This is a genomic window from Paenibacillus sp. MCAF9, assembly GCF_052114265.1.
Lineage (GTDB): Bacteria > Bacillota > Bacilli > Paenibacillales > Paenibacillaceae > Pristimantibacillus.
The window spans coordinates 130,201-154,332 of record NZ_JBFREL010000001.1 but is presented as its reverse complement, the minus strand read 5'-3'; the positions used below and the strand labels follow the sequence as shown (position 1 = coordinate 154,332).

The window sequence follows — 24,132 nt, the reverse complement described above, 5'->3', positions numbered from 1 at the left end:
GCCGCAAGGTAATTAAATATAAATAAAAAAAAGCGACATTGCCCGCCAAGGGTAAGTCGCTTTCTGTTTATTTGCCAAAAGTACCTGGTTTTATTTTTTTTACATCATACATATTTACCGATGAATCAACGATATATGAAGGGCGCTGCTCATCTTTTTTGTTCCGATGGCCAGCAATATGGACGGGATCTTTCTCCCAATTTTTCCAAGCTTCATCAGACTCCCAACGGATCATAATAACCACTTCTTCCGTTTCTTTTGCTTTTCTATTCACCATAATATTAATATCGATAAGACCTTCCTTGCCATCAATATAGCCCTCTTGCCCAAAATTGTCGACAACTTGCTGTGAATTTCCCTTTTCCACTACAATTGATCTCAATTGAATGAACACAGAAATCCCTCCTATATCAATTTAAAAACTACCATTCAACTATATCGATAACGATTCTCATTGTCAAATATGCATTGTTAAAATGTTCCTATTCAGGCGGCATATTTTTCTCCCCTCCCCTTCTTATTTAAATAAACGACTAAAATTTTATTAATCGTCAGCAAGTAACGACTAACATGTCAAAAAAATGATAAAATAGATGATGATAATACCAAAAAGGCGGAGATTACATGGGACATCCATTCATTATTGAACCGATATCGTACATTAGCTTCGATAACGAGGCAGAGCAAATAGAAAAATGCAAGGAATGGGGTTTGCTTTCTGAGAAGGCTGCCAAAACAAAAGTATTTTTCTATAAAGGAAACGGCGTGAATCTCGAATGCACTATTATTGGATATGTGGATAAAATGACTGCTGTCATTTCGTTTGAAAATGAACAAAAGCATTGTATTCACCCCTCCTACTTAAAGGAAATGCAAGCTTCTAGTTATGGCCAGAAGACTTCCAATGCAGTTGAAGAGATTGCACCTGCACAAGAGATTGAAGCTGATAAAAATGACGTTCTGCTAGAAACATCACAAATTAATGATGCAGCAGCGATTTCGGAGACGATACCAGCGCCTGATTCCGTTGAAGAAGTACATAAAGAACCTAAAGCAGCAGCTGCTCCAAAGGAAAAAACAAAAAAAGAAAAGGCGCCAAAACTGCAGCTTCCTGAAGATAAGATCAAAATGGTCGCAACAGTAAAAGAATTTACGACTGTACCTAACAATTTTTCTGATACAGATGACGAGGTTGTTATTTACAACGCAGTAGCCATTCAAGATCCTGCTATGGAGATCGGCGATGCGTGGTCCAGCCATAGTGCTACCCTTAAAAAGCTTGAGCTGGAAATCGGCGATATCCTTCATTTTGAAGGAAAAATAGTCGCTAAAAAGCTTACTAAACACCCTGTACCTTACAAAATCAATAACCCTGCAAAAATTCAAAAAGAAAAATCAGAATAAACCCATTTATATTTGAGGTATACCTTGAGCTTTGCTTCTAACCTACAGGAGTAAAGCTTTTTTCTGATCCAACTTTATAGTTTAAAACTATAAAATGGATAGGAATAATATATTTCACTTATATACAATCTTTGTGTGAGAATATGGTTACCAATAGTTAGGGGATGATATTATGCCTTCCGGCCAATTTTGGAAAACCGAATTATATGACAACAAACTGGGTTTTGTATCTGAGTATGGGAAGGAAGTTGTTGAATTATTAAGTCCTGCCCCAGGTGAGAAAATATTAGATGTAGGATGTGGCACCGGAGATTTGGCCTATGATATATCGAAAACAGGAGCAACAGTTGTAGGCATGGATTTTTCTGCGGAAATGATTGAAAAAGCACGAGTGAAATATCCAACCATTCATTTTTTCACTGGAAATGGTGAACAGTTTCAGTTAGATGAAACATTTGATGCTGTATTCTCTAATGCGGCATTGCATTGGATGAAAAATGCGAAACAAGTGGTTGAAAATGTGTGGAATGTGCTAAACAGCGGCGGCAGATTTGTTGCTGAGTTTGGCGGCAAAGGAAATGTTAATCGAATAGTAAAAGCAACTACTGCTGTGCTTGATGAGGATTATGCTATTGATGCAGAAAAATTAAACCCTTGGTTCTTTCCGAGCATTTCAGAATATAGCGCTCTACTTGAACAACAAGGATTTCGAGTAACTTATGCCGTTCTTTTTGATCGGCCTACGAAGATGGAAGACGGTGAAGAAGGACTAAATCACTGGTTATCTGGTTTTGCAAATCATTTTTTCGCTCATGTATCGGAAGAAGATAAAAAGTTGCTATACGCTAAAATAGCCGCAAGAGTAAGAAATGGTTTATTCCATGATGGTATATGGTATGTGGATTATGTGCGGATTAGAGTAAAAGCTATTAAACCATAACTTTAAAACACCCTATAAATAGAGAAAAAGACTGCTGCTTAACCTTGTATGGTTTTAAGCAGCAGTCTTCTCTATTAAGAAGCAATCAGATGATAGGAAGATTAACGAATACGATAGCTGAGATCGTTCCAACGAAGCTCGTTGCGAACACTGCGAACCGTTGAATGCTTATCGATTACTACGGTTTCAATGCCAACTTGATCCGCCCAGTCTACAAGCTGCTCAGTCGTTACGACGTATGAGAATACGGTGTGATGAGCGCCGCCAGCGTAAATCCAGCTCTCTGCTGCATCTCGAAGCGATGGTTCTGGTTTCCATAGCACACGAGCTACTGGAAGCTTCGGCATTTCATGAGTAGGCTTCACTGCATCCACTTGGTTAATGATCAAGCGGAAACGATTGCCTAGATCGATGAGTGAAGCATTAAGCGCAGCACCAGCGCGTCCATCGAATACAATCCGTGCTGGATCCGCTTTGCCGCCGATGCCAAGCGGATGAACTTCGATTTTTGGACGGCTATCCGCTATTGTAGGACATACCTCAAGCATATGTGATCCAAGTACGAGCTCGTTGCCTTCTTCTAGATGATAAGTATAGTCCTCCATAAATGAAGTACCTTTGTTATTGGCAATCAGCTTCATCATGCGAGTAAGCGCAGATGTTTTCCAGTCGCCCTCGCCGCCAAAGCCGTATCCTTGCTCCATCAAGCGCTGAACTGCAAGACCTGGAAGCTGCTTCATGCCATGCAAATCTTCAAATGACGTAGTAAATGCGGAGAAACCGCCCTCTTGTAAAAATGCTTTTAAGCCAAGCTCAATGCGAGCCTGCTCGCCAATGGAAGCCCATGAAGCTGCATTGCTGCGTGTCTCGGACGAAATATCGTACTGCTCGTTGTATTCCTCAAGCAGCTGCTTCACTTCTGAATCTGAAACCTCATTCATACGAGCAACAAGATCACCAATACCATAACCATTAATCGACCAGCCGAATTTGATTTGCGCTTCAACTTTGTCGCCTTCCGTAACCGAAACTTGCCGCATATTATCTCCGAAGCGAGCAACCTTAAGATGACGGCCTTCGTTTACTGCAATTGCAGTGCCCATCCAGCTAGCAATACGCGAACGAGTAACGCCATCCTCCCAGTGACCTGTAACGACTTTGCGCTCAAGTCCTAGACGGGAGAAAATATGGCCGTATTCACGGTCGCCATGTGCGGATTGATTCGTATTCATAAAGTCCATATCAATCGTTTCCCAAGGAATATCACGATTGAATTGAGTATGAAGGTGTAGTAATGGCTTACGCAGCTCAGACAACCCATGAATCCACATTTTTGCCGGTGAGAAGGTATGCATCCAAGTGATGATGCCTGCGCAGTTCTCATCCGCTTTCGCTTCTAAGCAAAGCTTGTAAATTTCTTCTGGAGTTGTTACTACAGGTTTAAATACAATTTCGGATGAAATAACAGAATCATCATTCAACGCCGCAGCAATAATACGTGAATGCTGTGCAACCTCTTCTAATGTTTCTGGTCCGTACAAGTGCTGGCTTCCGGTAACAAACCAAAATTGATAAGGCTTAACTTGTAACATGGAATGGTTCCTCCTTAAGTTTTGCGAATGCAAAACAGCTTCGTAAGCATCCGCTTTAAGTTTTGCGAATGCAAAACAGCTTCATAAGCATCCGCTTTAAGTTTTGCGAATGCAAAACAGCTTCGTAAGCATTCGCTTTAAGTTTTGCGAATGCAAAACAGCTTCGTAAGCATTCGCTTTAAGTTTTGCGAATGCAAAACAGCTATGTAAGCATCCACCGAGTAATAAACGTAATTTTAGAGATAACGCCTCTTCTCAAGTTGTACGGACATTAGTGCTAGTTATCACTGGTATGACGATGCACTTGTACATACAACTTGACTCACATTTATCATACTCCGAACCATAAATGTTTTCAATATGCAGCCCCTATAATTTTTCTAAAGAAAATCAAATTTGTTCCAGTCGGTATGTATAGCCGCAAAATGAGCAACGAAATAATACGCTTTTATCGCCAACTTTAATAGTAAGCCTCTCATCGTCCTCGATTTCAATATACTCTCTGCCCTGCTCGTCCCGATCTCCCGTAGCAAACATTACTGTTTTATTCCCGCACTCGCACTCAAAACTCATCATGATATTGTTGCTCCTCTATTATTGTAGATTTACTAAATTATGCTCTTTTTTACACTGATTTTTGCTCTGTCAGCAACGGCATTTACTTATTTGCTGTAATAAACAGCCATTTTCATAACTTACGAATAAATACCAGCCTCTAAATGCGTCGGTTTCATTGCTTCATTGTGTTAGCTTCGATATAATTATCGTTGACATTATTATATTACAAAAACAAKGTCAAGGAAGGGTTACGAATAACATGTACATAGCAGATAAATGGGTAGACTACGAGGTTATAGATACAGGAGACGGAGATAAGCTCGAACGTTGGGGCAATTATACACTCCGCCGTCCAGATCCACAAATTATTTGGCCGATCACAAATGAAACAGGTCTTTGGAAAAAAGCCGATGGCCATTACCATAGAAGCAATTCCGGTGGCGGTCAATGGTCGATGAGCGAATCATTGCCTGAGCGCTGGACAATTTCTTATGGCGAACTAAACTTCCATATCAAGCCGACAAACTTCAAGCATACAGGATTATTTCCTGAGCAAGCCGTTAACTGGAGCTGGATGATGGACAAAATCCGTAACGCAGGACGTCCTATTCGTGTCTTGAATCTCTTTGCCTATTCGGGCGGTGCCACTGTTGCAGCCGCAGCAGCAGGCGCTGAGGTATGCCACGTTGACGCAGCTAAGGGTATGGTCCAATGGGCAAAAGATAACGCCCAGCTGTCTGGACTTGAGTCCGCTCCAATTCGCTATATTACGGATGACGTGTTCAAATTCGTTCAACGCGAACAACGCCGTGGCAAGCAGTATGATGCGATTATAATGGATCCACCTTCTTATGGACGTGGCACGAATGGTGAAACATGGAAGCTCGAAGAAAATTTGTTTCCATTCTTACAATCCTGTACATCGATTTTGTCTGACAATCCATTGTTCCTACTCATCAACTCCTATACAACAGGATTATCGCAATCTGTTCTGCACAACCTGCTGCATATGACAATGAATGCCAAGTATGGTGGCGAGATCAACTGTGGAGAAATCGGATTGCCGATTACGAAGTCCGGCCTTAATTTGCCGTGCGGAATACTGGGACGTTGGGAGTCTAAGTAATGACGATCAAGGTTCTGTTCGAGGACAATCATTTAATAGCTGTCGTTAAACCGCCTGGCGTCCTCTCACAAGAGGATGACACCGGCGATGCAGATATGCTTACCCTGCTTAAGCAGGATATAAAGGAACGATACAACAAGCCGGGAAACGTCTTTCTCGGCCTCGTTCACCGTCTTGACCGTATGGTTGGCGGCGTTATGATTTTTGCCAAAACCTCAAAAGCTGCATCCAGATTATCCGAATCGGTTCGCAGTAGACATTTTGGCAAAACTTATGTTTGTGTTGTACAAGGTGCGCCAAAACAAGCTCAAGCGCGTTTAACTCATTATATTGTTAAGAACAGCAAACAAAATCAAGTAACCGTCTATAACAAACCCACGAATGAGGCAAAAGAAGCGATTTTGGATTACGAGGTAGCAGCTGTATCTGGCCGTTATTCATTGATTGCGGTGAAGCTGCATACCGGAAGGCCTCATCAAATCCGTGCACAGCTTGCTCATATCGGCTGTCCGCTCGTAGGAGACCTGAAATACGGCGCGCAACCAACAAGCGGCATATCCCAAATTGCGTTATGGTCAACCTCGGTTTCAGCCCCTCATCCTATAACAAAGGAATGGATGAGTTTTCGTTCCGTTCCAACCGGCTCTGATGTTTGGAATTGGTGGACTAGTTCGCAGCTTGAAGACGCCTCCAGTATGCTGAGCAATATGTAACAAGGAAGGACGAAATACTAATGCGCCGTAAAAGGCACCGAAAAACAAATTCTATACTATTATTACTAAGTTTACTTGGCTTACTGGTTATATTTTTAATGCCCTCCATTTACGAGAGGGCTTCTGCACCTGCCAGCTCGCTTCCTACAGCTTCAATTGACCCCACTCCTACTGAGCAAGCAGTCGTAACCCCTTCACCATCTCCTGAACCGACAGCACCACCAGAGCCTGTTTTTGCCGATGCCGTATGGATGGCCGTAGGCGACATCATGATGCATACGCCCCAGCTGCCCGGAGCTTTTGACAAGAAGACGAATCGATATAACTTCAAGCCGTTTTTTGCAGAGGTTAAACCGATTTTGGAGCAAGGTGATTGGGTTATTGCCAACCTAGAAACACCAATTGCTGGTGTGGAATATGGCTATACTGGATACCCAACGTTTAATGCGCCAACCGAACTTGGAGAAGCGATCAAGGATGCTGGATTTAACTTAATAACAAATGCCAACAATCATTCACTTGATAAAGGCGAGTCAGGTGTGCTTCGCACTCTCGAGAATTTAAAGAAGCTTGGTCTTCCAAGCAAGGGAACAGCCGCATCACAAGAAGAAGCAGACCAAGCTGTCCTATCCGAGAAAAATGGCATCGTGATGGGATTGTTAGCTTACACCTATGGAACAAATGGCATTCCAATTCCTGAAGGCAAACCTTACCTCGTTTCGCTTATTGATGAAGAGAAAATTAAAGCAGACATCATTCGGCTGCGTGAAGCAGGTGCTGACTTTATTACCGTTTCTCTGCATTTCGGAACTGAATATCAGATTATACCTAACGAAGAACAAAAACGTCTCGCTCGTTCGCTTGTCGCTGCGGGTGCAGATATTATTGCCGGTTCGCATCCCCATGTTGTCCAGCCCTATGAAGTACTTGAAACAACCGATGAGAATGGCCATGAAAAAAAGGGACTTATTATTTATTCTATGGGAAATTTTATTTCTAATCAGCGGGGCGAATCGAAGGAATACGGAGTTATTTTTAAAGTTAATGTTCGTAAAAATATGACAGAAGGCACAGTTACTATAACTGATGTTGAATCCATTCCGACATGGGTGCATCGCTACAAGCCTGATCGTTCCTTTCGATATCGCATCTTGCCAATCGAAGAAACATTAGCTGCTTCAAATGATACCTTGCTAACGCAAGCCGACTACGAGGTGCTCCAAAAAAATTACGATATGCTGCGCAATCGGCTCGATTCTATGAAATAAGCGTTGAATGGCGAAATCGGATTACAGATTTGCAACTTTGCCTAACAAGTAAACCAGCAGCTGCTGGTTATGAGAGGAAATGCGGTCCAGCGATTGTTCGATCATTTGAGTCCGAATCGTTGTACCGCGCTCCGCCTCAGCTTTGCCCTTCTCCGAAACAGAAACCCACACAATTCTTCGATCATGATCATCTCTAGTACGTTCAATGAGCTCATTTCTTTCCATTCGATCCAACAGTGTTGTAATTGCAGCAGGCGTGGTCGCTAAATATTGGAGCAGATCAGATGGCTTCATCGGTTGGTGCTGAAGCATCAGCTCTAATACATTCAGCTGCCCTTCTGTCAAAGGAGCAAGCGATTGTTCCAAGTTATTTTTCCATTCACGCGAAAGCTTCGTCCATAATCGAGTAAATTCTCCAGACACCATACTCCCACACTCGCTCTCTGTCAATTTCCATCTATTTGCTATTTATTATAGCAGTCTTTATTGTCGAATAAAAGATTAACCCAATTAATAATTTGCGCTATTAATCGATATATTGTTGAACATTATGACAGCGTTAGACATACAATAAGGCGAAAGCCCAGCGCTATGTCTATTCATGCTTAAACAGTAAGGAGCGTGCACCCAGTGGAAGAAAGAAAAGCTGTAATCATTCAAAAAATTAAAAATTATGGCATTATAAAAGACCCACAATGGCTGGACCGCCCGGATGAGCTGGTACCATTGTGGGTCATGCTTGAAGCTATTTTGGAAGTCATTGAACGGTTTGATCCGCCTAATCGGCCTTTTGATTAGTGTCTGTTATTGAACGGGCAAGCGTGCTCGTAATAACGTCGGTTTTCTCTACTGGGAATATGAGCTTGCCTATCGATTTGCGATCTTCAATTGGTGCTTTCTCCGATGTAGCAGAAAGCTTCGCTCCTGATGAGGTAATCGCTACGATCTCTTTGGCTGCCTTGCAATAATAAGCCCCAATCAGTGACGAACCGTTTGGACGCACTCGTTTGCCTTCTTTAAATTCGAACGTTTGAACACCCTTGCCGCCTCTGCCCTGAATTGGATAATCCAGCAGCAAAGTACGTTTGGCGTAACCGATATCGGTAATGACGAGTAATTCGCCTTCATCCTCAGCAACCCATTCCGCGGTGACAAGCTCGTCTCCATCCTTAAGCTGAATGCCTCTTACGCCTGTTGCAACTCTACCCATCGAATTGACTTCGGACTCTGTAAACCGAATGCTCATTCCGTGCTTAGTAATAAGCATGATTTGCTTCGAACCATCACTCAAAACAACCCGAATGACTTCGTCACCCTCGGAAACCTTGCAAGCTGCAACCGCAGTGGATCTTGTAGTTGCGTATTCCTTAAGCTCCGTACGCTTGACTTGGCCACGTTTCGTTACGAAAACAAGTGATGCTGTAGATGCCAAAATATCTTTAATTGGAATGACGCTTACGATCGAATCATCCTTCGGAATAGGTACAACATTCACTATCGCTGTTCCGGTATCTTTCCATTTGAATTCTGGAATCTGATGGACCGGCAGCAAATAATATTGACCTTTGCGCGTAAAGAGCAGCAAATTGTCAATCGTATTGACTTCAAGCAACTCTCGTACGAAGTCGCCTTCCTTGACGCCTGCGTTTTGCAGCTCGCCTCCGGATCTCGTAAACGATAGCATGCTTGTCCGTTTTACATAACCATCCTGGCTTAATGTAACTAGAACATCCTCTGGTGTAACAAGAACTTCGAGGTTAACTTTCAGCTCTTCGATCTCACCGCGCAGAACAGAACGGCGATCAATGCCATATTTGGTTTGAATCTCAAGCAGTTCATCCCTAATAACACCAATCAGCTTCTTCTCGCTAGCCAAGATCGATTTCAAGTAAGCAATCTTCTTCATCGCTTCCTTAAGTTCTTTCTCAAGTGTCGTAATTTCCAAGTTCGTTAAGCGATAAAGCTGCAAAGTAAGAATGGCATCTGCTTGACGAGCGGAGAAATCAAACTTCGCAACCAAGTTGTCTTGTGCATCCCCGCGATTTTTGGATGCTTTGATTGTCGCTATAACTTCGTCTAATATGTTGAGCGCTTTGACAAGTCCTTCTACAACATGAGCGCGATCTTCCGCCTTCTCAAGATCATATTTCGTGCGGAAAGTTACTACTTCCTTCTGGTGATCGATATACGCCGATAATATTTGTTTAAGACCAAGCTGCATCGGTGTTTTGTTCACGATTGCGACCATATTGAAGCTGTAAGCTACCTGCAGATCCGTTTTCTTGAACAAATAAGCCAGAATACCTTGTGCATCGGCATCCTTCTTAAACTCAATGACGATGCGCAGACCATTGCGTCCGCTCTCATCACGCACCTCCGCAATGCCTTCGACCTTCTTCTCTAGCCGAATGTTTTCCATTGCGGTAACCAAACGTGATTTAACGACCTGATATGGAATTTCAGTAATGACAAGCTGCTGCTTGCCTCCGCGCACATCCTCGATAGCCGTCTTGGCACGAATGTATATGCGACCTTTACCTGTAGCATAAGCGTCTCGAATGCCTTCTTCGCCCATAATAATGCCGCCAGTAGGGAAATCCGGACCTTTCACATAGGTCATAAGTTCTTCTTGCGTCAGCTCTGGGCTTCCCATAAGGGCGATACACGCATCAATAACCTCACGCAGGTTATGAGGCGGGATTTCCGTGGCAAAGCCGGCAGAGATGCCGCTGGTCCCGTTTACGAGCAAGTTAGGGTACCGCGACGGCAGCACAACCGGCTCCTTCGTTGTATTATCGAAATTATCCTTGAATTGCACCGTTCTTTTCTCTATGTCACGAAGCAGTTCCATCGCAATTGGCGAAAGACGCGCTTCCGTATAACGCATAGCTGCTGCTGGATCATCATCCTGAGAACCCCAGTTTCCGTGTCCATCAACGAGCGGATGTCCCATTTTCCAAGGCTGTGCCATCCGTACCATGCCCTCATAAATCGATGAGTCACCATGCGGATGGTAGTTACCCATAACGTCACCGACTGTTTTAGCTGATTTGCGGTATTGCTTGTCCGGTGTATTTCCTGAATCATACATCGCATATAGAATACGACGCTGCACGGGCTTCAAACCATCGCGAACGTCAGGAATGGCACGGTCCTGAATTATATACTTTGAATAGCGTCCGAAGCGGTCGCCTACCACTTCCTCCAAAAACGCCGGTAAAAACTGTTCCAGCATACTCATGCAGAAATCCCCCTATTCCTCATATTCCATAAAATCGACATTCTCAACAATCCAACGTTTACGCGGATCTACCTTATCTCCCATAAGCGTCGATACTCTGCGTTCTGCTTTGGCTGCATCCTCGATTTGCACCTGAAGAAGCGTTCTTTTCTCTGGATCCATCGTCGTTTCCCACAATTGGTCAGGATTCATCTCACCAAGCCCTTTATAACGCTGAAGCTCATAATTTTTACCGTATTCCTTCAAATAGTTTTGAAGCTGCTCATCTGTCCACGCATATCGAATCGTTTCCAGCTTGCCTGATTTACGTGTAATTTTGTAAAGCGGCGGCTGAGCAATATAAACGCGTCCCAAATCGATTAACGGCTTCATATAACGGTAGAAAAAAGTAAGAAGAAGCACTTGGATATGAGCACCGTCTGTATCCGCATCGGTCATAATAATAATTTTATTATAGTTGCATTCCTCAGCGACAAACTCAGAACCCACACCTGCGCCTATTGCAGAAATAATGGCCTTGTACTCGTCGTTTTTCAATATGTCGATGAGCTTGGCTTTCTCCGGATTCATCGGTTTTCCCTTAAGCGGCAGCAGCGCTTGATATTTCGAGTCACGGCCCTGCTTAGCTGAACCGCCAGCTGAATCCCCTTCCACAATAAACAATTCCGTGCGAGTAATATCTTTTGACTGCGCAGGAGTCAGTTTGCCATTTAGATTTGAGCTCTCGCTCCGCTTCTTGCCGCTGCGGATTTCCTCACGCGCTTTGCGTGCTGCTTCTCTCGCTTTCGAGGCTTGAAGTGATTTCTTTAACAGCATTTGTGCGATTTGAGGATTTTCCTCAAGAAACACCTGCATCTTCTCCGAGACGATTGCGTCAACAGCGCTTCGCGCAGATGAGCTTCCGAGCTGGTCTTTTGTTTGTCCGACAAACTCAACCTCAGACATTTTGATATTAATAACGACCATCATGCCTTCGCGCAAATCGTTGCCTTCAAGGTTTTTGTCTTTCTCCTTAAGCATCGCTGCTTTACGGGCATAGTCGTTCATGACGCGAGTATATGCGGTTTTAAAACCGGTTTCATGCGTACCGCCGCCGCGTGTCGGAATGGAATTGACGAAGGAAGCAATCGTCTCCGTGTATCCGTCATTGTATTGGAGGGCTACCTCCACCTCAATATCATCGCGCTCACTAGCAAAGTGAATAACATCGTGCAGCACAGTCTTCTCTTCATTCAAAAACTGAACGAATTGACGAGCTCCGCCTTCATAATGAAACACATCTTGCTTGCCGCTGCGGTCGTCTTTAATTGTTACCTTTAATCCAGAGTTTAGAAAAGCAATCTCTTGCAAACGCTCAGCCAGCGTATCATAACTTAATGTTGTGCCATTCTGGAACACACGTCCATCCGGTTTAAAAGTAACCTTAGTGCCTGTCCGATTCGTAGTGCCAATAATCTCAAGTCCGCGTACGGGCTCACCAACATGCTCACGTCCCGCTTCATCGATCCAATATTCAAAGCGTTGTCTGTGAATTTTGCCGTCTCGGTAAATATCAACCTCGAGCCATTCTGACAAAGCATTTGTAACGGATGCGCCAACGCCGTGCAGACCGCCGGATTTCTTATATCCGCCGCCGCCAAATTTACCGCCCGCATGCAAAATCGTAAATACGACCTGCGGAGTAGGAATACCGGTCTTATGCATGCCGGTAGGAATACCACGCCCGTTGTCGTGTACCGTTACTGCTCCGTTCTTGTGCAGCGTCACTTCAATGGCCGAACAAAATTTAGCCAAATGCTCATCGACTGCATTATCGACAATTTCCCAAACGAGATGATGCAAACCCGAACTGCTTGTACTTCCTATGTACATGCCCGGTCTTTTACGAACTGCTGTTAACCCTTCAAGCACCTGTATATCATCGGCCTCATAATTTCGGTCTGCGGCCGCTGTATTAGCGAAGAGATCTGTTTGCTCAGACATGAGCGTCCCCCTATCTTTAATCACGTTTCCGTATCTTCAAGCTATTTTAATTCAATTTGTCATGTTTCGTAAAGTCTCCAAAAAAAACGATTAGTGCAATTGCACGATCTTCAAGCCTTATTTTGCTGATGGTCATAAGAGATACATATAAGGATAACACACTATCCTTGCTTAACAGAACCTTCCAACGATTAGTTGGGAGTGGTTCTATAGTTTCCTGTCTTGTTTCAACAGCAGCACTACTTATTCATAACCTACAGCTCAGCGTATGTAATAATCGGAATAAGCGCAAGCATAATTAACACAATAACAAAAAAACTTTTTTTGTTCCACAATTTCTACAACTCATTTTCAATAAAACGCTTAATTTATTCGTGTATATCCACGGTTTGGGCGTTCCTACCAGCTTCGACCACGAAACATTGCGTTATACGCTTGTCGTACATGGAGAATTTACTGCAATGACATTAGCTAAATCCTTCGAAAATAAAATGGAATGCACACACACCGCTTTAATAACTGTTGTTAGCATGTTTTGCAGAATCATTAGATTTATGTATGCATGATAACAATTTGTATTAAAAAAGACGATTGTGAGGCACAGCCTTGCCAAATTAATCGATTAGGATTGACTTTAATGCTCAACCTTCGTATTATGGTTTACGATTCAAATCCACACCCAAAATCATATTCGAGGTAGCTGAATGACTACGAATGAACGCATTGATTGTTTGAAATGCAAACATTATTTTATTACATGGGAGCCAAGTGCACCAAAAGGCTGCAGAGCCTTTGGATTTAAAACAAGCGTACTGCCGAGCATAATGGTTTTTCGCTCATCTGGCAAACCCTGCATGCATTTTGAAACAAAAGAAAATCATAAAAAATAAGATTATATCAAAAGTTTTGAAATTAGTGTATTAGGGATATTCCGAACAAAAAAAGCACCCTAAGGTGCTTTTTTGAGAACAATGCGAACTGCGACTTTCTTCCTATTACTTATGCTTCGACCAGTTAGGGTCGCTATTCTCAAGCAAATAAGAAAAATCGTTTTCCAAACGCTTTTGCTCCTGCTTCTTCTTTTCTTCTTCCTGCTTGCGAAGCTCTTCCTTGCGTGATGCTTCAGCCTGCTTCATATCATCCGCTTGTGCTTTTAGCTTGCCAAGCACCTCATTGCTTAATAAATCCTTGAGCGTCAAGCCGTTTTCCGACTCATTTTTTGGAGCTTTTTTTGATGATGATCTAGGAGCTGAAGACGTTATTTTTTTCTGTTTTTTACCCATAGCTGCTGCACCTGCCTTAAAATAAACTATCTATTCGTTATTATACGATACGTAAAGAGCTTCTGCAGCTTTACGAGCTAAATCTCGTGCTTGTTCTACATTAGGAGCAGTGCTCAGCGCAACAGCCATTCTTCGTCCAACCTTCGTTTCAGGTTTTCCAAAAACGCGAACCTGTGTATTAGGAACCGACAAAGCCTCTTCAATACCGCCAATGCGGAAATCGGAAGATTCGCGGTCTGCTTTCAACGTATGTGATGCACCATGCGACAGCAACCGAATTGTTGGAATTGGAAATCCTAAAATAGCTCTTACATGCAGGGCAAACTCTGAAAGATCCTGAGTCGCCATCGTTACCATGCCTGTATCATGTGGACGCGGCGATACTTCACTAAACAAGACGCCATCCTTTGTAATGAATAGCTCCACTCCGTAAATACCAAAACCGCCCAGCTCATCGGTGATGCGTTGCGCAATGGACTCCGCTTGAGCAATTTGAGCCTCAGTCATATGATGCGGCTGCCAGGACTCGATATAATCTCCATCTTTCTGCACATGACCAATTGGCGGACAATAGCTTGTACCCGAAACCGATCGTACGGTAAGCAATGTAATTTCAGATTCAAATGTTACGAAGCCCTCCACGATAACACGCTGCTTCTTCGCACGTCCACCTTCCATCGCATAGCTCCAGCATGCTTCAAGCTCCGCTTCAGATCGGCAAACGCTTTGTCCTTTGCCAGAGGAGCTCATAATTGGTTTGATGACGCATGGGAAACCAAGCGTTTCGGCCGCAATAGAAAGCTCTTCAAACGTATCTGCAAATCGATATGGCGCAGTAGGCAGCTCCAATGTCTCAGCAGCTAAGCGGCGAATGCCTTCGCGGTCCATCGTCAGCCAAGCCGCGCGTGCTGTAGGAATAACGCGATGTCCTTCCTTCTCAAGTTCAAGCAGCGTTTCTGTAGCTATTGCTTCGATTTCCGGAACAATATAGTCAGGCTGCTCCTTCTCAATAATACGGCGAAGCTCAGCCCCATCCAGCATATCCGTTGTATAACTGCGATGCGCAACCTGCATAGCTGGTGCTTGATCATAGCGATCCACAGCAATGGTCTCGATGCCAAGCCGCTGAGCCTCCAGCACGACCTCTTTACCAAGCTCACCAGAGCCTAGCAGGAGCAACTTGCGAGCATTCATTGTTAAGGGTGATCCATACATAAAGAAAAAGAACCTCCTGGAAGCAAATCGAATCGTCAGCTCTGCCCTATAGGCAGAGACTAGCGTTTCGGTTCGTTTTTTCTTCCATTGTGGAGGTTCTAAGCTTAAAAATCAACTATTTTATAAGCATTTGCTGAAATGAATTGTTCTCACGTTTTAAAGAAAACGGTACTGTGCTTCGATCAAGCCGTTGTACACGCCGCGCTTAGCAAGCAACGCTTCGTGATTGCCTTGTTCAACGATTTCACCGTGGTCAAGCACGATAATTTCATCCGCGTGACGAATCGTCGACAATCGGTGAGCAATCATAAAAGATGTACGTCCTGCTAGAAGAATTTTAAGAGCTTCTTGAATTTTCAGCTCCGTTTCAGTGTCAATGCTGGCTGTTGCTTCATCCAAGATAAGGATTTGCGGATCAGCTAGCAATGCTCTAGCGAACGATAGCAGCTGACGCTGACCCATTGAAAGCACATTGCCTCGCTCTTCAACCTGCGTATCATAGCCATCTGGCAGCCCCATGATGAAATCATGAGCGTTAACGGCTTGAGCTGCTGTTACGATTTCCGCATCGGTTGCATCCAGGCGTCCATAACGGATATTATCACGAATCGTGCCTGCAAAAATAAACGTATCCTGGAGCACGATGCCAACTTGTGAGCGCAGGCTTTCAATCGTCACATCACGAATATCGATGCCATCAATGAGGACACGGCCTTCAACCGGATCATAGAAACGGCATAATAGGTTGATAATTGTACTTTTTCCTGAACCAGTATGCCCTACGAGCGCAATCGATTGGCCTGCTTTTACATCGATGGTGATGCCCTTGAGTGCAGGCCTTCCCTGCTCGTATTCGAACACGATATGGTCGAACTTTACGGCGCCAACAATTTTCGGAAGCGGCTTTGCAACCTTTAGTTCAGCTACAGTCGGTTCTTCATCAATAAATTCAAAAATCCGTTCTGATGAAGCCATCGCAATAAGTAGCTGGGAGTACATTTGTCCTAGTCGGTTGATCGGGTCCCAGAAGTTGCCGATATAGTTGGCATAACCAACAAGCAATCCAACGGTAATCGCACCTACTTGAATGAGGTGGGAACCATACCAGAATAGAATAAAAGTACCGATTGCTGAAGTGATCTCGATTACAGGGCCGAACGTTTGGTTAAGCGATGACGCTCGGTTCCATGATTTATTGTTGATCGTATTCATATGATCGAAGAAGCTCATATTGTCTTTCTCTTGCACGTATGCTTGCGTTACCTTCATCCCTTGAATACTCTCATTTAAATGTGAGTTAATACGGGATTGCTTAATGCGCACATCCTGCCATGCAAAACGAATCTTTTTGCGCAGAGTCGTCGATACAATGAACATTAACGGTACGGTTATCATTACCGCAAGGCCAAGCTTAAAGTTCCATACGAGCAAAATAATGACGATACCGAACAATTGCACACAGTCCATCAATAAGTTGACGACACCGTTTGTAAACAAATCCTGCAGTGCATTTACGTCATTCGTGACACGAACGAGTACAGAGCCTGCTGGGCGCTTGTCGTAAAAACGGAAGCTTAGCTTTTGAATATGCTGAAATAAATGATTTCTGAGATCATAAATAACTTTTTGCCCAATGATATTCGTATATTTGATCCGGTACGTATTGGATGCCCATTGAATAACATATAAGACCAGCATGATGCTTGCGATAGTAATCAACTTCGGTACACTTGTTTCACCTTGCTCAGGAGCAATCGCTTCGTCAATTGCCAGAATGACGAGCGCCGGCACGCCTAGGCGTGTCAACGTACCAAGAATCATCATAACGATGACAGGCATTAATTGTTTTGTGTAAGGCTTCATATATCCGAATAGGCGGCGCAATTGGCCCCAGTTAAAGGGCTTTTCAATCAGCTCATCGTCTTGGTATATGAAACGTTCATTTTTATTGCTAGCTTTTGCTTTGGCACTCGTACTCATTATACGGTACTCCCTTTCCGCTCATTCGCTTGCGCAGCTATAGCAGCATCATCAAGCGGATAGTCAGCATATTGAATGTTKTAGGTGTCGCGGTATGGTCCTTGCTGCTTAATCAGCTCTGCGTGTTTACCACGCTGAACGACATGGCCCTTGTCTAACACGATGATTTCATCGGCATGTCTAAGCGAAGAAATTCGATGTGCAATAATAAAGGTCGTGCGGCCAGCCATCAGCTCCTTGAAGCCCGCTTGAATTTCATGCTCGGTTTCCATATCTACCGCGCTTGTTGCGTCATCCAAAATTAATATTCTAGGATTTTTTATGAGTGCTCTAGCAATGGCAATCCGCTGTTTTTGTCCACCGGACAAGCCCATTCCTCTTTCGCCGACAATCGTATCGTAGCCTAGCGGCAGCTCCAAAATGAAGTCATGCGCTTTAGCCAGCTTAGCCGCGTGCTCGATTTGCTCTGGCGTTACATCCCGCACGCCATAAGCGATATTATCGCGAATCGATGCCGAGAATAAGAACGTTTCTTGAAACACGGGAGCTATTAATGAACGAAGGCTTGCGACATCCAAATTTTTAATATCGATGCCGTCTAGCGTAATTGAACCTGTTTTTACATTATAGGCTCTCATTAACAATTGAATAATCGTTGATTTCCCTGAGCCTGTCGCACCAAGAAACCCAATGACAGAGCCTGCTGGCGCATCAATGACCAAATCGGTTACCGCCGGCGTTTTGTCAGGATAACTGAACGTAACATGATCGAAGCGTACATGTCCTTTTACGGTATCGCTGCTAACCTCAATCGCGTGCTCAATATTTTTTACATGAACATGTTCATTCAGCAGTCCTAGTACACGCTCTCCTGAAGCTTTGAACTGCGTGTAGTTGTTAATATGGAACCCTAAGCCCCACATCGGACCGATAATGTACCAAATCAAGCTGAAAAATGCGACAAATTCACCGAGCTGCAGTGATCCGTTAATGACAAGAATACCGCCTGTTACAAGCAGGATTACTGCGCTTAAGTTCGCTACAAGCTCCATTACAGGGAAAAATTTCGCCCAAATCTTTGCTGCGCCAACCTGATTCGTTTGATAGGCTTCACTGCGTATGGAAAATTTCGAAACCTCATGCGATTCACGTGCAAAAGATTTAACCGTGCGTACGCCCGTAATATTCTCTTGAACCGCTGTCGTTAAATTACTCATCGCTTGACGCATCTCGCGGAACGCTGGATGAATATTGCGTTCAAAACGAATGGCTGCGAAGCCTAGCAGCGGTATCGTTACTAATGTAATCAAAGTTAGCTGCCAATGAATAGAGAGCATCATTGCGCCGCCGAACAAAATCATCAACACCATATTCAAAATTTGTGCAAAGCCGAAACCGATAAAGTTGCGAATCGCCTCTAAATCAGCTGTTAAACGTGACATCAAATCGCCTGTTTTTGCTTTATCATAATATTGAAACGATAGCGTCTGCAGCTTGTCGTACAGAGCATTCCGCATATGGAATGCCACTTTGTTACCAAGTCGTGCACCAAAAAAACCATGTAAATACTGCATGCATCCTTTAATGATAATGACTCCGACTACTGTAAAAGCAAGCGTCGGCACTAACTCGAATTTTTTTGGCGTAATGACATCATCAATCAAGTATCGCAGTAAATTCGGATAGACAAGTCCGAGCGCCGTAGCGCACATTAAGCAAAATATCGAGGTGAACATAAACTTTCGTTCCGCCCAATAAAATGCTTTCAACTGCCTTAGTACGTCCAAGTAAATCCATCTCCCCGTATCTATTTTGTAAGCATGAATGAATATTATCAGCATCATCAAATGCGAGCAAACAGTATAAATATGCATATACCTGTTATAAACCGCTTATTGACTCGTTATCTAAATTGGAAACGGTTAATACTCCCAATTGGTCGCAAATCATGACAAATATGTGCCTATTACTCAATTTTTGCACAAAAACACACTAAATAAAAAAAAGCTTTTGCAAGCGTTTTACACGCTCGCAAAAGCATTCAGCTGTTAATGCGATAGAACAATCCGTATTCATTGACATTTAGATATGAATCAATTGATTATACAGCTGCTTCAGCTCAGCCGTGTCCGCACTGCCGGACAACGAGATTCGTTTGCCGCTTTCATAGGCAAGCATATCGTCTTGCAGCTGTTTACCCGCTTGATCAGCTGCTTTCTGCCAAATTTGCTCGTAAAGCGATGTCCACAAGAGCGTTTGCTCGGACATCCATCCATTTAATGAAGGAGCAAGCAGCGCTTCAAGCTCTTTGCGAAGAATCGATTTGCCCTCGCCTTCAAAAAATTGACGCGGTGATTTGAAACGGCTCCAAAGCAGCTTCGCATCAACGTTATCCGCTTCCCAAGCGGCCGGCTCATCTGGCGTTGGCAAAGCAGCTGGCGCATAAGGAACAGCACTATATGCGGAAATTGAATTTTCTAATCGCTGCGCAGTATGAATATATTGCTTTTGCAGCTGCGTATGAATGCCTCGTTCCATTCGAAGCGAGGTTGCCAGCATCTCCTGTGACAGCTCCAGCTGGACGAGCCGCTGCAGCTCCAGCCAAGATGTCCAAATGGCTTTGCGCAAATCACGTCCATCATCCTGCAAGGAGGCCGGATTAAATGCTAGATTATAAAACTCACCGAAACGGTATTGGATACGCTGAACGACATAATACAATAGCTCACTAAGCTCCTGCTTTAGCTGCTCAGGGATCGTTCCGGTTTGAAGCGCTGATATATCGATCTTCGCTTCATTCACCGCTTGCAGCAGCGCAACAAGCTCAGCTTCACGCCCAGCTGCATCGCCCTCTGCACTTTGAAGCCAGCCTGCAACTGTCGCTGCCGCGCGTTTCAGGTCCTGCTCTGCGGCATCAATAGCTAGCCGTCCGAGATCGTTCTGAATAAAAGAAAGGAATGATTGCTCGAAAGCTTCAATGCCGGAGCGTTGCAGCAGCTCTGCATTTCCATCTAGTTTACCGTCCAGCGCCTGCAAGCTCGATACAGGGAATAAGCGAGGCGAGCGAATCGCATGCTGCAGCAAATTCGTCTCTACATGCTTTAGCACTCCTGTAAGCTCCTCCTGATCTGCCGCCAAATCGGCTGCGTTAACAAGGAAAAACATTTTATCAAGCTCAAACTGATCCTTCACCCTGCCAAGCTGCATTAGAAACTGACGATCAGCTTGCGAGAAGGCGTGATTGTAATACGTGACAAACAAAACTGCATCGGCGTTTTTAATATAATTGAAGGCTACGCCCGTATGTCTAGCATTTACAGAATCCGCTCCTGGCGTGTCAACGAGCACGATACCCTGCGCCGTCAATGCGCAGTCATAATGCAGCTCAATTTCACTCACGAAGCAGGAACGAGATTCCTCGGCGACGTACTTTTCGTATTCCGCTTGATCGACCGACAGCTGCTGACCGAGCAGCGGTTCATGCTCTGCCCAGCCTGTGCGGGCTGCGCGCAGGAAGCTGAAATGCGGGCGACCGCCAGCTCCGATGGAATCCGGAGATAGGCGATCGATCGCCTGCATGAGAGCAGCGTCATCAGACTGCTGCTCTTTTTCACCGAGGAGCGCTAGGGAATAGCGCACATCATCGATAATGGCAGCGCGCGTCTTCATGACAATGCGCGCTGTACCATGACCGTGCTCCGCCGTAGGGGGCACGAGTCGGTTGATCGCTGCCGTCGTCGGATTAGGAGAAACCGGCAGCACCGGTTCTCCGATCAGCGCGTTCGCAAGCGATGATTTGCCGGCGCTGAAGGCGCCGAATAATGCGATGGTGAAGCGGCTGTCCTGCAGCCGCTTCGCCTTATCGCTCATCGCTTGCGCAGCAGCCGCAAGCGCAGCATGCGGCGCCAGCAGCTCCGCGGCGCTGGCTAAGCGCGCTGCAGCACTGTGCTGCTGCGCCAAAGCTGCTCCGCCAGCTAGGGCGCTTCGCCCCGCTGCCGCATGATGCTGCCCCGCTTGCACGCTTCGCCCGCTCTCGCTCGCAAGCACACCCCGCGCTTCAGCAGCGTCGCTGCCAGCTTGCGCGGCAATACCCGCGCCAGTCACAGCTATACGCGGTGCTGGCAATGCCGGCCTTGCCGGCGCCTCAGGCAGCGCGGCAGTTAGCCGCGCCTTATGCTCCTCGGCGCGCTTCGCCAGCGCCGTGAGCGCATGAAGTGCACCAGCCTGCGCGCGAAGCGCAGCAAGCTGTGACTCTGCCTCAGCGGCGGCAGCTTCGCCTACCGCCGCTGCATGATCTGCCAGCGCATCGATAATCTCAAGCGCGCGCTGGCGATAAACGGCCTTCACATCCGCGGCTAGATCGCGGCTAAACGTCATCGTATATTCGTTGCTGATGACGGCGCCGGGTTTCACCCTCCCGATAAGCCACTCCGAATCCGGCAGCCAAGCCAAGTTCCGCACGAGCTCCGATTCCAGCAACTCGCGATCGTATGATATACGCTCTGCTTCCGTACGCAGCAGATGCTTCACATGCCAGTCGATCGAAGCGCTGATTAAACTGTTTAATTCCTCGCTGAACGCCAGCAAGCGCCGTTCCTGCTCAGCAGCAGTCTTAGCTGCCGCAAAAAGCAGCCCCGCTTTAAAACCAGGCTTACGGCTCTCCAGAAACGTTTGAGCCAAATCACGCAGCCCCGCTGGCGTAATATTCGCATTATCCAGAAGCGTTTGCAGCTCTTTGCGAAGCTGCGCCCGGTAAACTTCTTTCTGATCCGAAACAAACCTGATCTTCTGTTTCAGCTGATCCATTTGTGTTGTGACAAGGGCAACAGCCTCAACGCCGCCTGCCTCAGCAAGAAGCCGTTCACGCTCAGGCTCCGCTTGCTGCTCACTCCATTTCAAATGTCCACCAGCTACATGGCGCAATGACGCATCTACACTGTATACACAAAGCGGTTTGCGGATCGTTTGCAGTTTATCCAGCAGCTCAAGCAGCTGCTCCCACTCTTGATGAGGGTGCTCTGGCTCGCGCAACGACAAATAAACGATCCCCGCCGGCTCCAAGTGCCAAGCGTGAAACGCATCCTCAACGCTTTGACGATAGCTTGCGAAAGAAAGCTCGCGATCACGATGCTTATCAATCTGATTCACAATAAAATATAAGGGCTTTCCCCAATCCTTCAATTGCTTCGCAAAAGAAAAATTGATTTCAGACTGCACATGGTTATAATCCATTACATAAAAAACGACGTCTGCAAGATGCAATGCAGATTCGGTTGCCATCCGGTGCGCATCATCAGTAGAATCAATGCCAGGCGTATCGAGGAGTACGGTATGATCTCCTAAAAGCTCAGACGGATACACGATCGATACAGAAGTAAATTGCTCGCCATCGACACAATAACGGTCAAGCTGGTCGATTGGAACTTCCGCTTTGGAAGCAACACCATTCTTTACGGTTTCAACAGCTGCATAAGCCCGATCCCCGCCGCGAATAGACACAACGTTCGCGCTTGTTGGAATTGGACTTGAAGGGAGCAGCTTAGTCCCGCATAAACGATTAATGAGAGTTGATTTGCCAGCTGAAAAATGTCCACAAAAAGCGACAGTAAGCCGACCATCGGTCAGCTTACTGTTTAGCTCCTGTGCTTGCTTGGCATGTAATGTATCTCCTGCAGCTGACATTAAACCAGCTGCTTCGGATATAGCTCCTGCTATGCTTTGCACGGTTGTTTCTGTCATTTGCTTCTCCTTAAACGGCTTGCTCTTCTTCAGACGGCAAACAAATTTCAAATACGTTGCCATGTTGCAAGATCATAATGTTGCGCTCTTTATCTCTCATCACAACAACCTCAGGTTTAATGCGCATACGCTCGATGTATTGATCAGGCACGTCGCCTGAGCCGCTAACTGTAATGCCTTCTACAAGGATATCCTCGTGCTCCTCTGGCGGAGACTCAAGCACTTGCTCATAAATATCAGAAAAAAGCTCAAAATTGTTTGTGTACACGGAAATACAGTTCATGTTCATCATCCTTCACTGGCTATTTTAGGTTTTATACTCTTATTTTTGGTTTTAAAACCTGGCTTCATACGTTGTTTACCTTCTTTGCACAAATCAAGCAGCGGACAAATTGGACACTGCGGGCTTTGCGCTTTACAGTGATAGCGGCCGAAAAAGATGAGTCTGTGGTGGGTTAATGTCCACTCCTCGCGCGGAACGAGTTTCATCAGCTTCTTCTCAACCTCTAATACACTGTCTTCGGACTTCGCGAATCCCAGTCGCTTCGTTACACGATCCACATGCGTATCGACAGCGATGGCAGGCACACCAAATGCATTAGACATCACGACGTTAGCCGTCTTCCGCCCTACACCTGGCAGCTCGGTCAGACCTTCATGACTTTCAGGCACTTTCCCGTCGTATTTATCGATGACAATACGGCAAAGCTTTTGTATATTTGATGCTTTACTTCGAAACAAGCCGATGCGGCGAATGTCCTGCTCTAGTTCTTCCAGCGGAACGCTCAAATAATCCTCGGGGCACTTATACTTTTGAAATAAGTTCACCGTCACCTTATTGACCGTCTCATCCGTACATTGCGCAGACAGCAGTACTGCTATTGTAAGCTCAAACGGATTGCTGTGATTAAGCTCACAGTGTGCATCTGGAAACATGTCCGCAATAATGTCTAGCACATGACGCATTTTTTGTTTCGCAACCATCGTCCTCTCCCCTAATCAAACACTATCGTTCAAAGTGTAGCGAAATTTGTCACGCTTCGCAACCGTAAACAAGCATATTCTATAAAAAAACTGCCCCTAAGGGCAG

20 protein-coding genes are annotated in these 24,132 nt (G+C 45.2%); 6 read left to right on the top strand and 14 right to left on the bottom strand.

Annotation, left to right across the window (positions count from 1 at the left end):
• Positions 1 to 67: 67 nt before the first annotated feature.
• A complete protein-coding gene (locus AB4Z45_RS00700; protein WP_076265747.1) occupies positions 68 to 394 on the bottom strand; it encodes an antibiotic biosynthesis monooxygenase in 327 nt (108 codons plus the stop codon).
• 230 nt (positions 395 to 624) lie between these two features.
• Here AB4Z45_RS00700 and AB4Z45_RS00695 point away from each other — a divergent pair, with 230 nt between their 5' ends.
• Both AB4Z45_RS00695 and AB4Z45_RS00690 read left to right on the top strand, forming a co-directional pair.
• Positions 625 to 1,404: a hypothetical protein gene (locus AB4Z45_RS00695; RefSeq protein ID WP_441907460.1), complete on the top strand. Its 780-nt coding sequence runs from the start codon at positions 625 to 627 to the stop codon at positions 1,402 to 1,404.
• A 172-nt stretch (positions 1,405 to 1,576) separates the two neighbouring features.
• A complete protein-coding gene (locus tag AB4Z45_RS00690; protein ID WP_441907459.1) occupies positions 1,577 to 2,344 on the top strand; it encodes a class I SAM-dependent methyltransferase in 768 nt (255 codons plus the stop codon).
• 101 nt (positions 2,345 to 2,445) lie between these two features.
• Here the strand turns inward: AB4Z45_RS00690 and araA are convergent, their stop codons facing one another.
• A complete protein-coding gene (araA, locus tag AB4Z45_RS00685; RefSeq protein WP_441907458.1) occupies positions 2,446 to 3,936 on the bottom strand; it encodes an L-arabinose isomerase in 1,491 nt (496 codons plus the stop codon).
• A 390-nt stretch (positions 3,937 to 4,326) separates the two neighbouring features.
• Positions 4,327 to 4,512, bottom strand: coding sequence for a hypothetical protein (locus tag AB4Z45_RS00680; protein ID WP_076265743.1), 186 nt, complete (start codon positions 4,510 to 4,512; stop codon positions 4,327 to 4,329).
• A gap of 241 nt (positions 4,513 to 4,753) precedes the next feature.
• Here AB4Z45_RS00680 and AB4Z45_RS00675 point away from each other — a divergent pair, with 241 nt between their 5' ends.
• Positions 4,754 to 5,620, top strand: coding sequence for a class I SAM-dependent methyltransferase (locus tag AB4Z45_RS00675; protein WP_339202809.1), 867 nt, complete (start codon positions 4,754 to 4,756; stop codon positions 5,618 to 5,620).
• Positions 5,620 to 6,333 carry an RluA family pseudouridine synthase gene (locus AB4Z45_RS00670; protein WP_441907457.1) on the top strand — a complete coding sequence of 238 codons (714 nt, stop codon included), beginning with the start codon at positions 5,620 to 5,622 and terminating at the stop codon, positions 6,331 to 6,333. Before AB4Z45_RS00675 ends, AB4Z45_RS00670 begins: the two co-directional genes overlap by 1 nt.
• Positions 6,334 to 6,442: 109 nt before the next feature.
• On the opposite strand, the gene AB4Z45_RS00665 is transcribed toward AB4Z45_RS00670, so the two are convergent.
• Positions 6,443 to 6,604 carry a hypothetical protein gene (locus AB4Z45_RS00665; RefSeq protein WP_256710754.1) on the bottom strand — a complete coding sequence of 54 codons (162 nt, stop codon included), beginning with the start codon at positions 6,602 to 6,604 and terminating at the stop codon, positions 6,443 to 6,445.
• Between AB4Z45_RS00665 and AB4Z45_RS00660 the strand changes: the two genes are divergently transcribed.
• A complete protein-coding gene (locus tag AB4Z45_RS00660) occupies positions 6,603 to 7,601 on the top strand; it encodes a CapA family protein (protein ID WP_441907456.1) in 999 nt (332 codons plus the stop codon). The two genes, AB4Z45_RS00665 and AB4Z45_RS00660, sit on opposite strands and share 2 nt — an antisense overlap.
• Before the next feature lie 21 nt (positions 7,602 to 7,622).
• Here AB4Z45_RS00660 and AB4Z45_RS00655 read toward each other — a convergent pair whose 3' ends face one another.
• Positions 7,623 to 8,027, bottom strand: coding sequence for a MarR family winged helix-turn-helix transcriptional regulator (locus tag AB4Z45_RS00655; protein WP_076265740.1), 405 nt, complete (start codon positions 8,025 to 8,027; stop codon positions 7,623 to 7,625).
• A gap of 204 nt (positions 8,028 to 8,231) precedes the next feature.
• Between AB4Z45_RS00655 and AB4Z45_RS00650 the strand changes: the two genes are divergently transcribed.
• Positions 8,232 to 8,399, top strand: a complete 168-nt coding sequence (locus AB4Z45_RS00650) for a hypothetical protein (protein ID WP_179089723.1) — start codon at positions 8,232 to 8,234, stop codon at positions 8,397 to 8,399.
• Here AB4Z45_RS00650 and gyrA read toward each other — a convergent pair.
• The 9 genes from gyrA to nth all read right to left on the bottom strand — a co-directional run bounded on the left by gyrA (position 8,380) and on the right by nth (position 24,026).
• On the bottom strand, positions 8,380 to 10,842 hold the full coding sequence (gene gyrA / locus AB4Z45_RS00645; RefSeq protein ID WP_441907455.1) for a DNA gyrase subunit A: 2,463 nt from the start codon (positions 10,840 to 10,842) through the stop codon (positions 8,380 to 8,382). The genes AB4Z45_RS00650 and gyrA overlap by 20 nt on opposite strands.
• A 12-nt stretch (positions 10,843 to 10,854) precedes the next feature.
• The gene (gene parE / locus AB4Z45_RS00640; RefSeq protein WP_076265738.1) at positions 10,855 to 12,825 is read right to left on the bottom strand and encodes a DNA topoisomerase IV subunit B; all 1,971 of its coding nucleotides are present in this window, start codon (positions 12,823 to 12,825) and stop codon (positions 10,855 to 10,857) included.
• A gap of 995 nt (positions 12,826 to 13,820) precedes the next feature.
• On the bottom strand, positions 13,821 to 14,108 hold the full coding sequence (locus AB4Z45_RS00635) for a YqkE family protein (protein ID WP_441907454.1): 288 nt from the start codon (positions 14,106 to 14,108) through the stop codon (positions 13,821 to 13,823).
• 30 nt (positions 14,109 to 14,138) lie between these two features.
• Positions 14,139 to 15,323 (bottom strand): formate-dependent phosphoribosylglycinamide formyltransferase, encoded by a 1,185-nt coding sequence (gene purT / locus AB4Z45_RS00630; protein WP_441907453.1) that lies wholly within the window; start codon positions 15,321 to 15,323, stop codon positions 14,139 to 14,141.
• Positions 15,324 to 15,479: 156 nt separating this feature from the next.
• Positions 15,480 to 17,303 (bottom strand): ABC transporter ATP-binding protein, encoded by a 1,824-nt coding sequence (locus AB4Z45_RS00625; protein ID WP_441907452.1) that lies wholly within the window; start codon positions 17,301 to 17,303, stop codon positions 15,480 to 15,482.
• Entirely contained in the window at positions 17,303 to 19,090 is a 1,788-nt protein-coding gene (locus AB4Z45_RS00620; RefSeq protein ID WP_441907451.1) for an ABC transporter ATP-binding protein, read from the bottom strand. The genes AB4Z45_RS00625 and AB4Z45_RS00620 overlap by 1 nt, the downstream gene beginning before the upstream one ends.
• A 295-nt stretch (positions 19,091 to 19,385) precedes the next feature.
• Complete coding sequence (locus AB4Z45_RS00615) at positions 19,386 to 23,042, bottom strand: dynamin family protein (RefSeq protein ID WP_441907450.1); 3,657 nt, start codon at positions 23,040 to 23,042, stop codon at positions 19,386 to 19,388.
• 10 nt (positions 23,043 to 23,052) lie between these two features.
• On the bottom strand, positions 23,053 to 23,325 hold the full coding sequence (locus tag AB4Z45_RS00610; RefSeq protein WP_076265731.1) for an NAD/NADP transhydrogenase alpha subunit: 273 nt from the start codon (positions 23,323 to 23,325) through the stop codon (positions 23,053 to 23,055).
• Positions 23,326 to 23,330: 5 nt separating this feature from the next.
• Positions 23,331 to 24,026, bottom strand: a complete 696-nt coding sequence (gene nth / locus AB4Z45_RS00605; RefSeq protein ID WP_441907449.1) for an endonuclease III — start codon at positions 24,024 to 24,026, stop codon at positions 23,331 to 23,333.
• Positions 24,027 to 24,132: the final 106 nt, after the last annotated feature.

Excerpts from the sequence above, each read along its gene's own strand:
- AB4Z45_RS00695 (WP_441907460.1), top strand. The coding sequence starts at position 625 with ATGGGACATCCATTCATTATTGAACCGATATCGTACATTAGCTTCGAT.
- AB4Z45_RS00690 (WP_441907459.1), top strand. The coding sequence starts at position 1,577 with ATGCCTTCCGGCCAATTTTGGAAAACCGAATTATATGACAACAAACTG.
- araA (WP_441907458.1), bottom strand. The coding sequence starts at position 3,936 with ATGTTACAAGTTAAGCCTTATCAATTTTGGTTTGTTACCGGAAGCCAG.
- AB4Z45_RS00680 (WP_076265743.1), bottom strand. The coding sequence starts at position 4,512 with ATGATGAGTTTTGAGTGCGAGTGCGGGAATAAAACAGTAATGTTTGCT.
- AB4Z45_RS00675 (WP_339202809.1), top strand. The coding sequence starts at position 4,754 with ATGTACATAGCAGATAAATGGGTAGACTACGAGGTTATAGATACAGGA.
- AB4Z45_RS00670 (WP_441907457.1), top strand. The coding sequence starts at position 5,620 with ATGACGATCAAGGTTCTGTTCGAGGACAATCATTTAATAGCTGTCGTT.
- AB4Z45_RS00660 (WP_441907456.1), top strand. The coding sequence starts at position 6,603 with ATGATGCATACGCCCCAGCTGCCCGGAGCTTTTGACAAGAAGACGAAT.
- AB4Z45_RS00665 (WP_256710754.1), bottom strand. The coding sequence starts at position 6,604 with ATGATGTCGCCTACGGCCATCCATACGGCATCGGCAAAAACAGGCTCT.
- AB4Z45_RS00655 (WP_076265740.1), bottom strand. The coding sequence starts at position 8,027 with ATGGTGTCTGGAGAATTTACTCGATTATGGACGAAGCTTTCGCGTGAA.
- gyrA (WP_441907455.1), bottom strand. The coding sequence starts at position 10,842 with ATGAGTATGCTGGAACAGTTTTTACCGGCGTTTTTGGAGGAAGTGGTA.
- parE (WP_076265738.1), bottom strand. The coding sequence starts at position 12,825 with ATGTCTGAGCAAACAGATCTCTTCGCTAATACAGCGGCCGCAGACCGA.
- AB4Z45_RS00635 (WP_441907454.1), bottom strand. The coding sequence starts at position 14,108 with ATGGGTAAAAAACAGAAAAAAATAACGTCTTCAGCTCCTAGATCATCA.
- purT (WP_441907453.1), bottom strand. The coding sequence starts at position 15,323 with ATGTATGGATCACCCTTAACAATGAATGCTCGCAAGTTGCTCCTGCTA.
- AB4Z45_RS00625 (WP_441907452.1), bottom strand. The coding sequence starts at position 17,303 with ATGAGTACGAGTGCCAAAGCAAAAGCTAGCAATAAAAATGAACGTTTC.
- AB4Z45_RS00615 (WP_441907450.1), bottom strand. The coding sequence starts at position 23,042 with ATGACAGAAACAACCGTGCAAAGCATAGCAGGAGCTATATCCGAAGCA.
- AB4Z45_RS00610 (WP_076265731.1), bottom strand. The coding sequence starts at position 23,325 with ATGAACTGTATTTCCGTGTACACAAACAATTTTGAGCTTTTTTCTGAT.
- nth (WP_441907449.1), bottom strand. The coding sequence starts at position 24,026 with ATGGTTGCGAAACAAAAAATGCGTCATGTGCTAGACATTATTGCGGAC.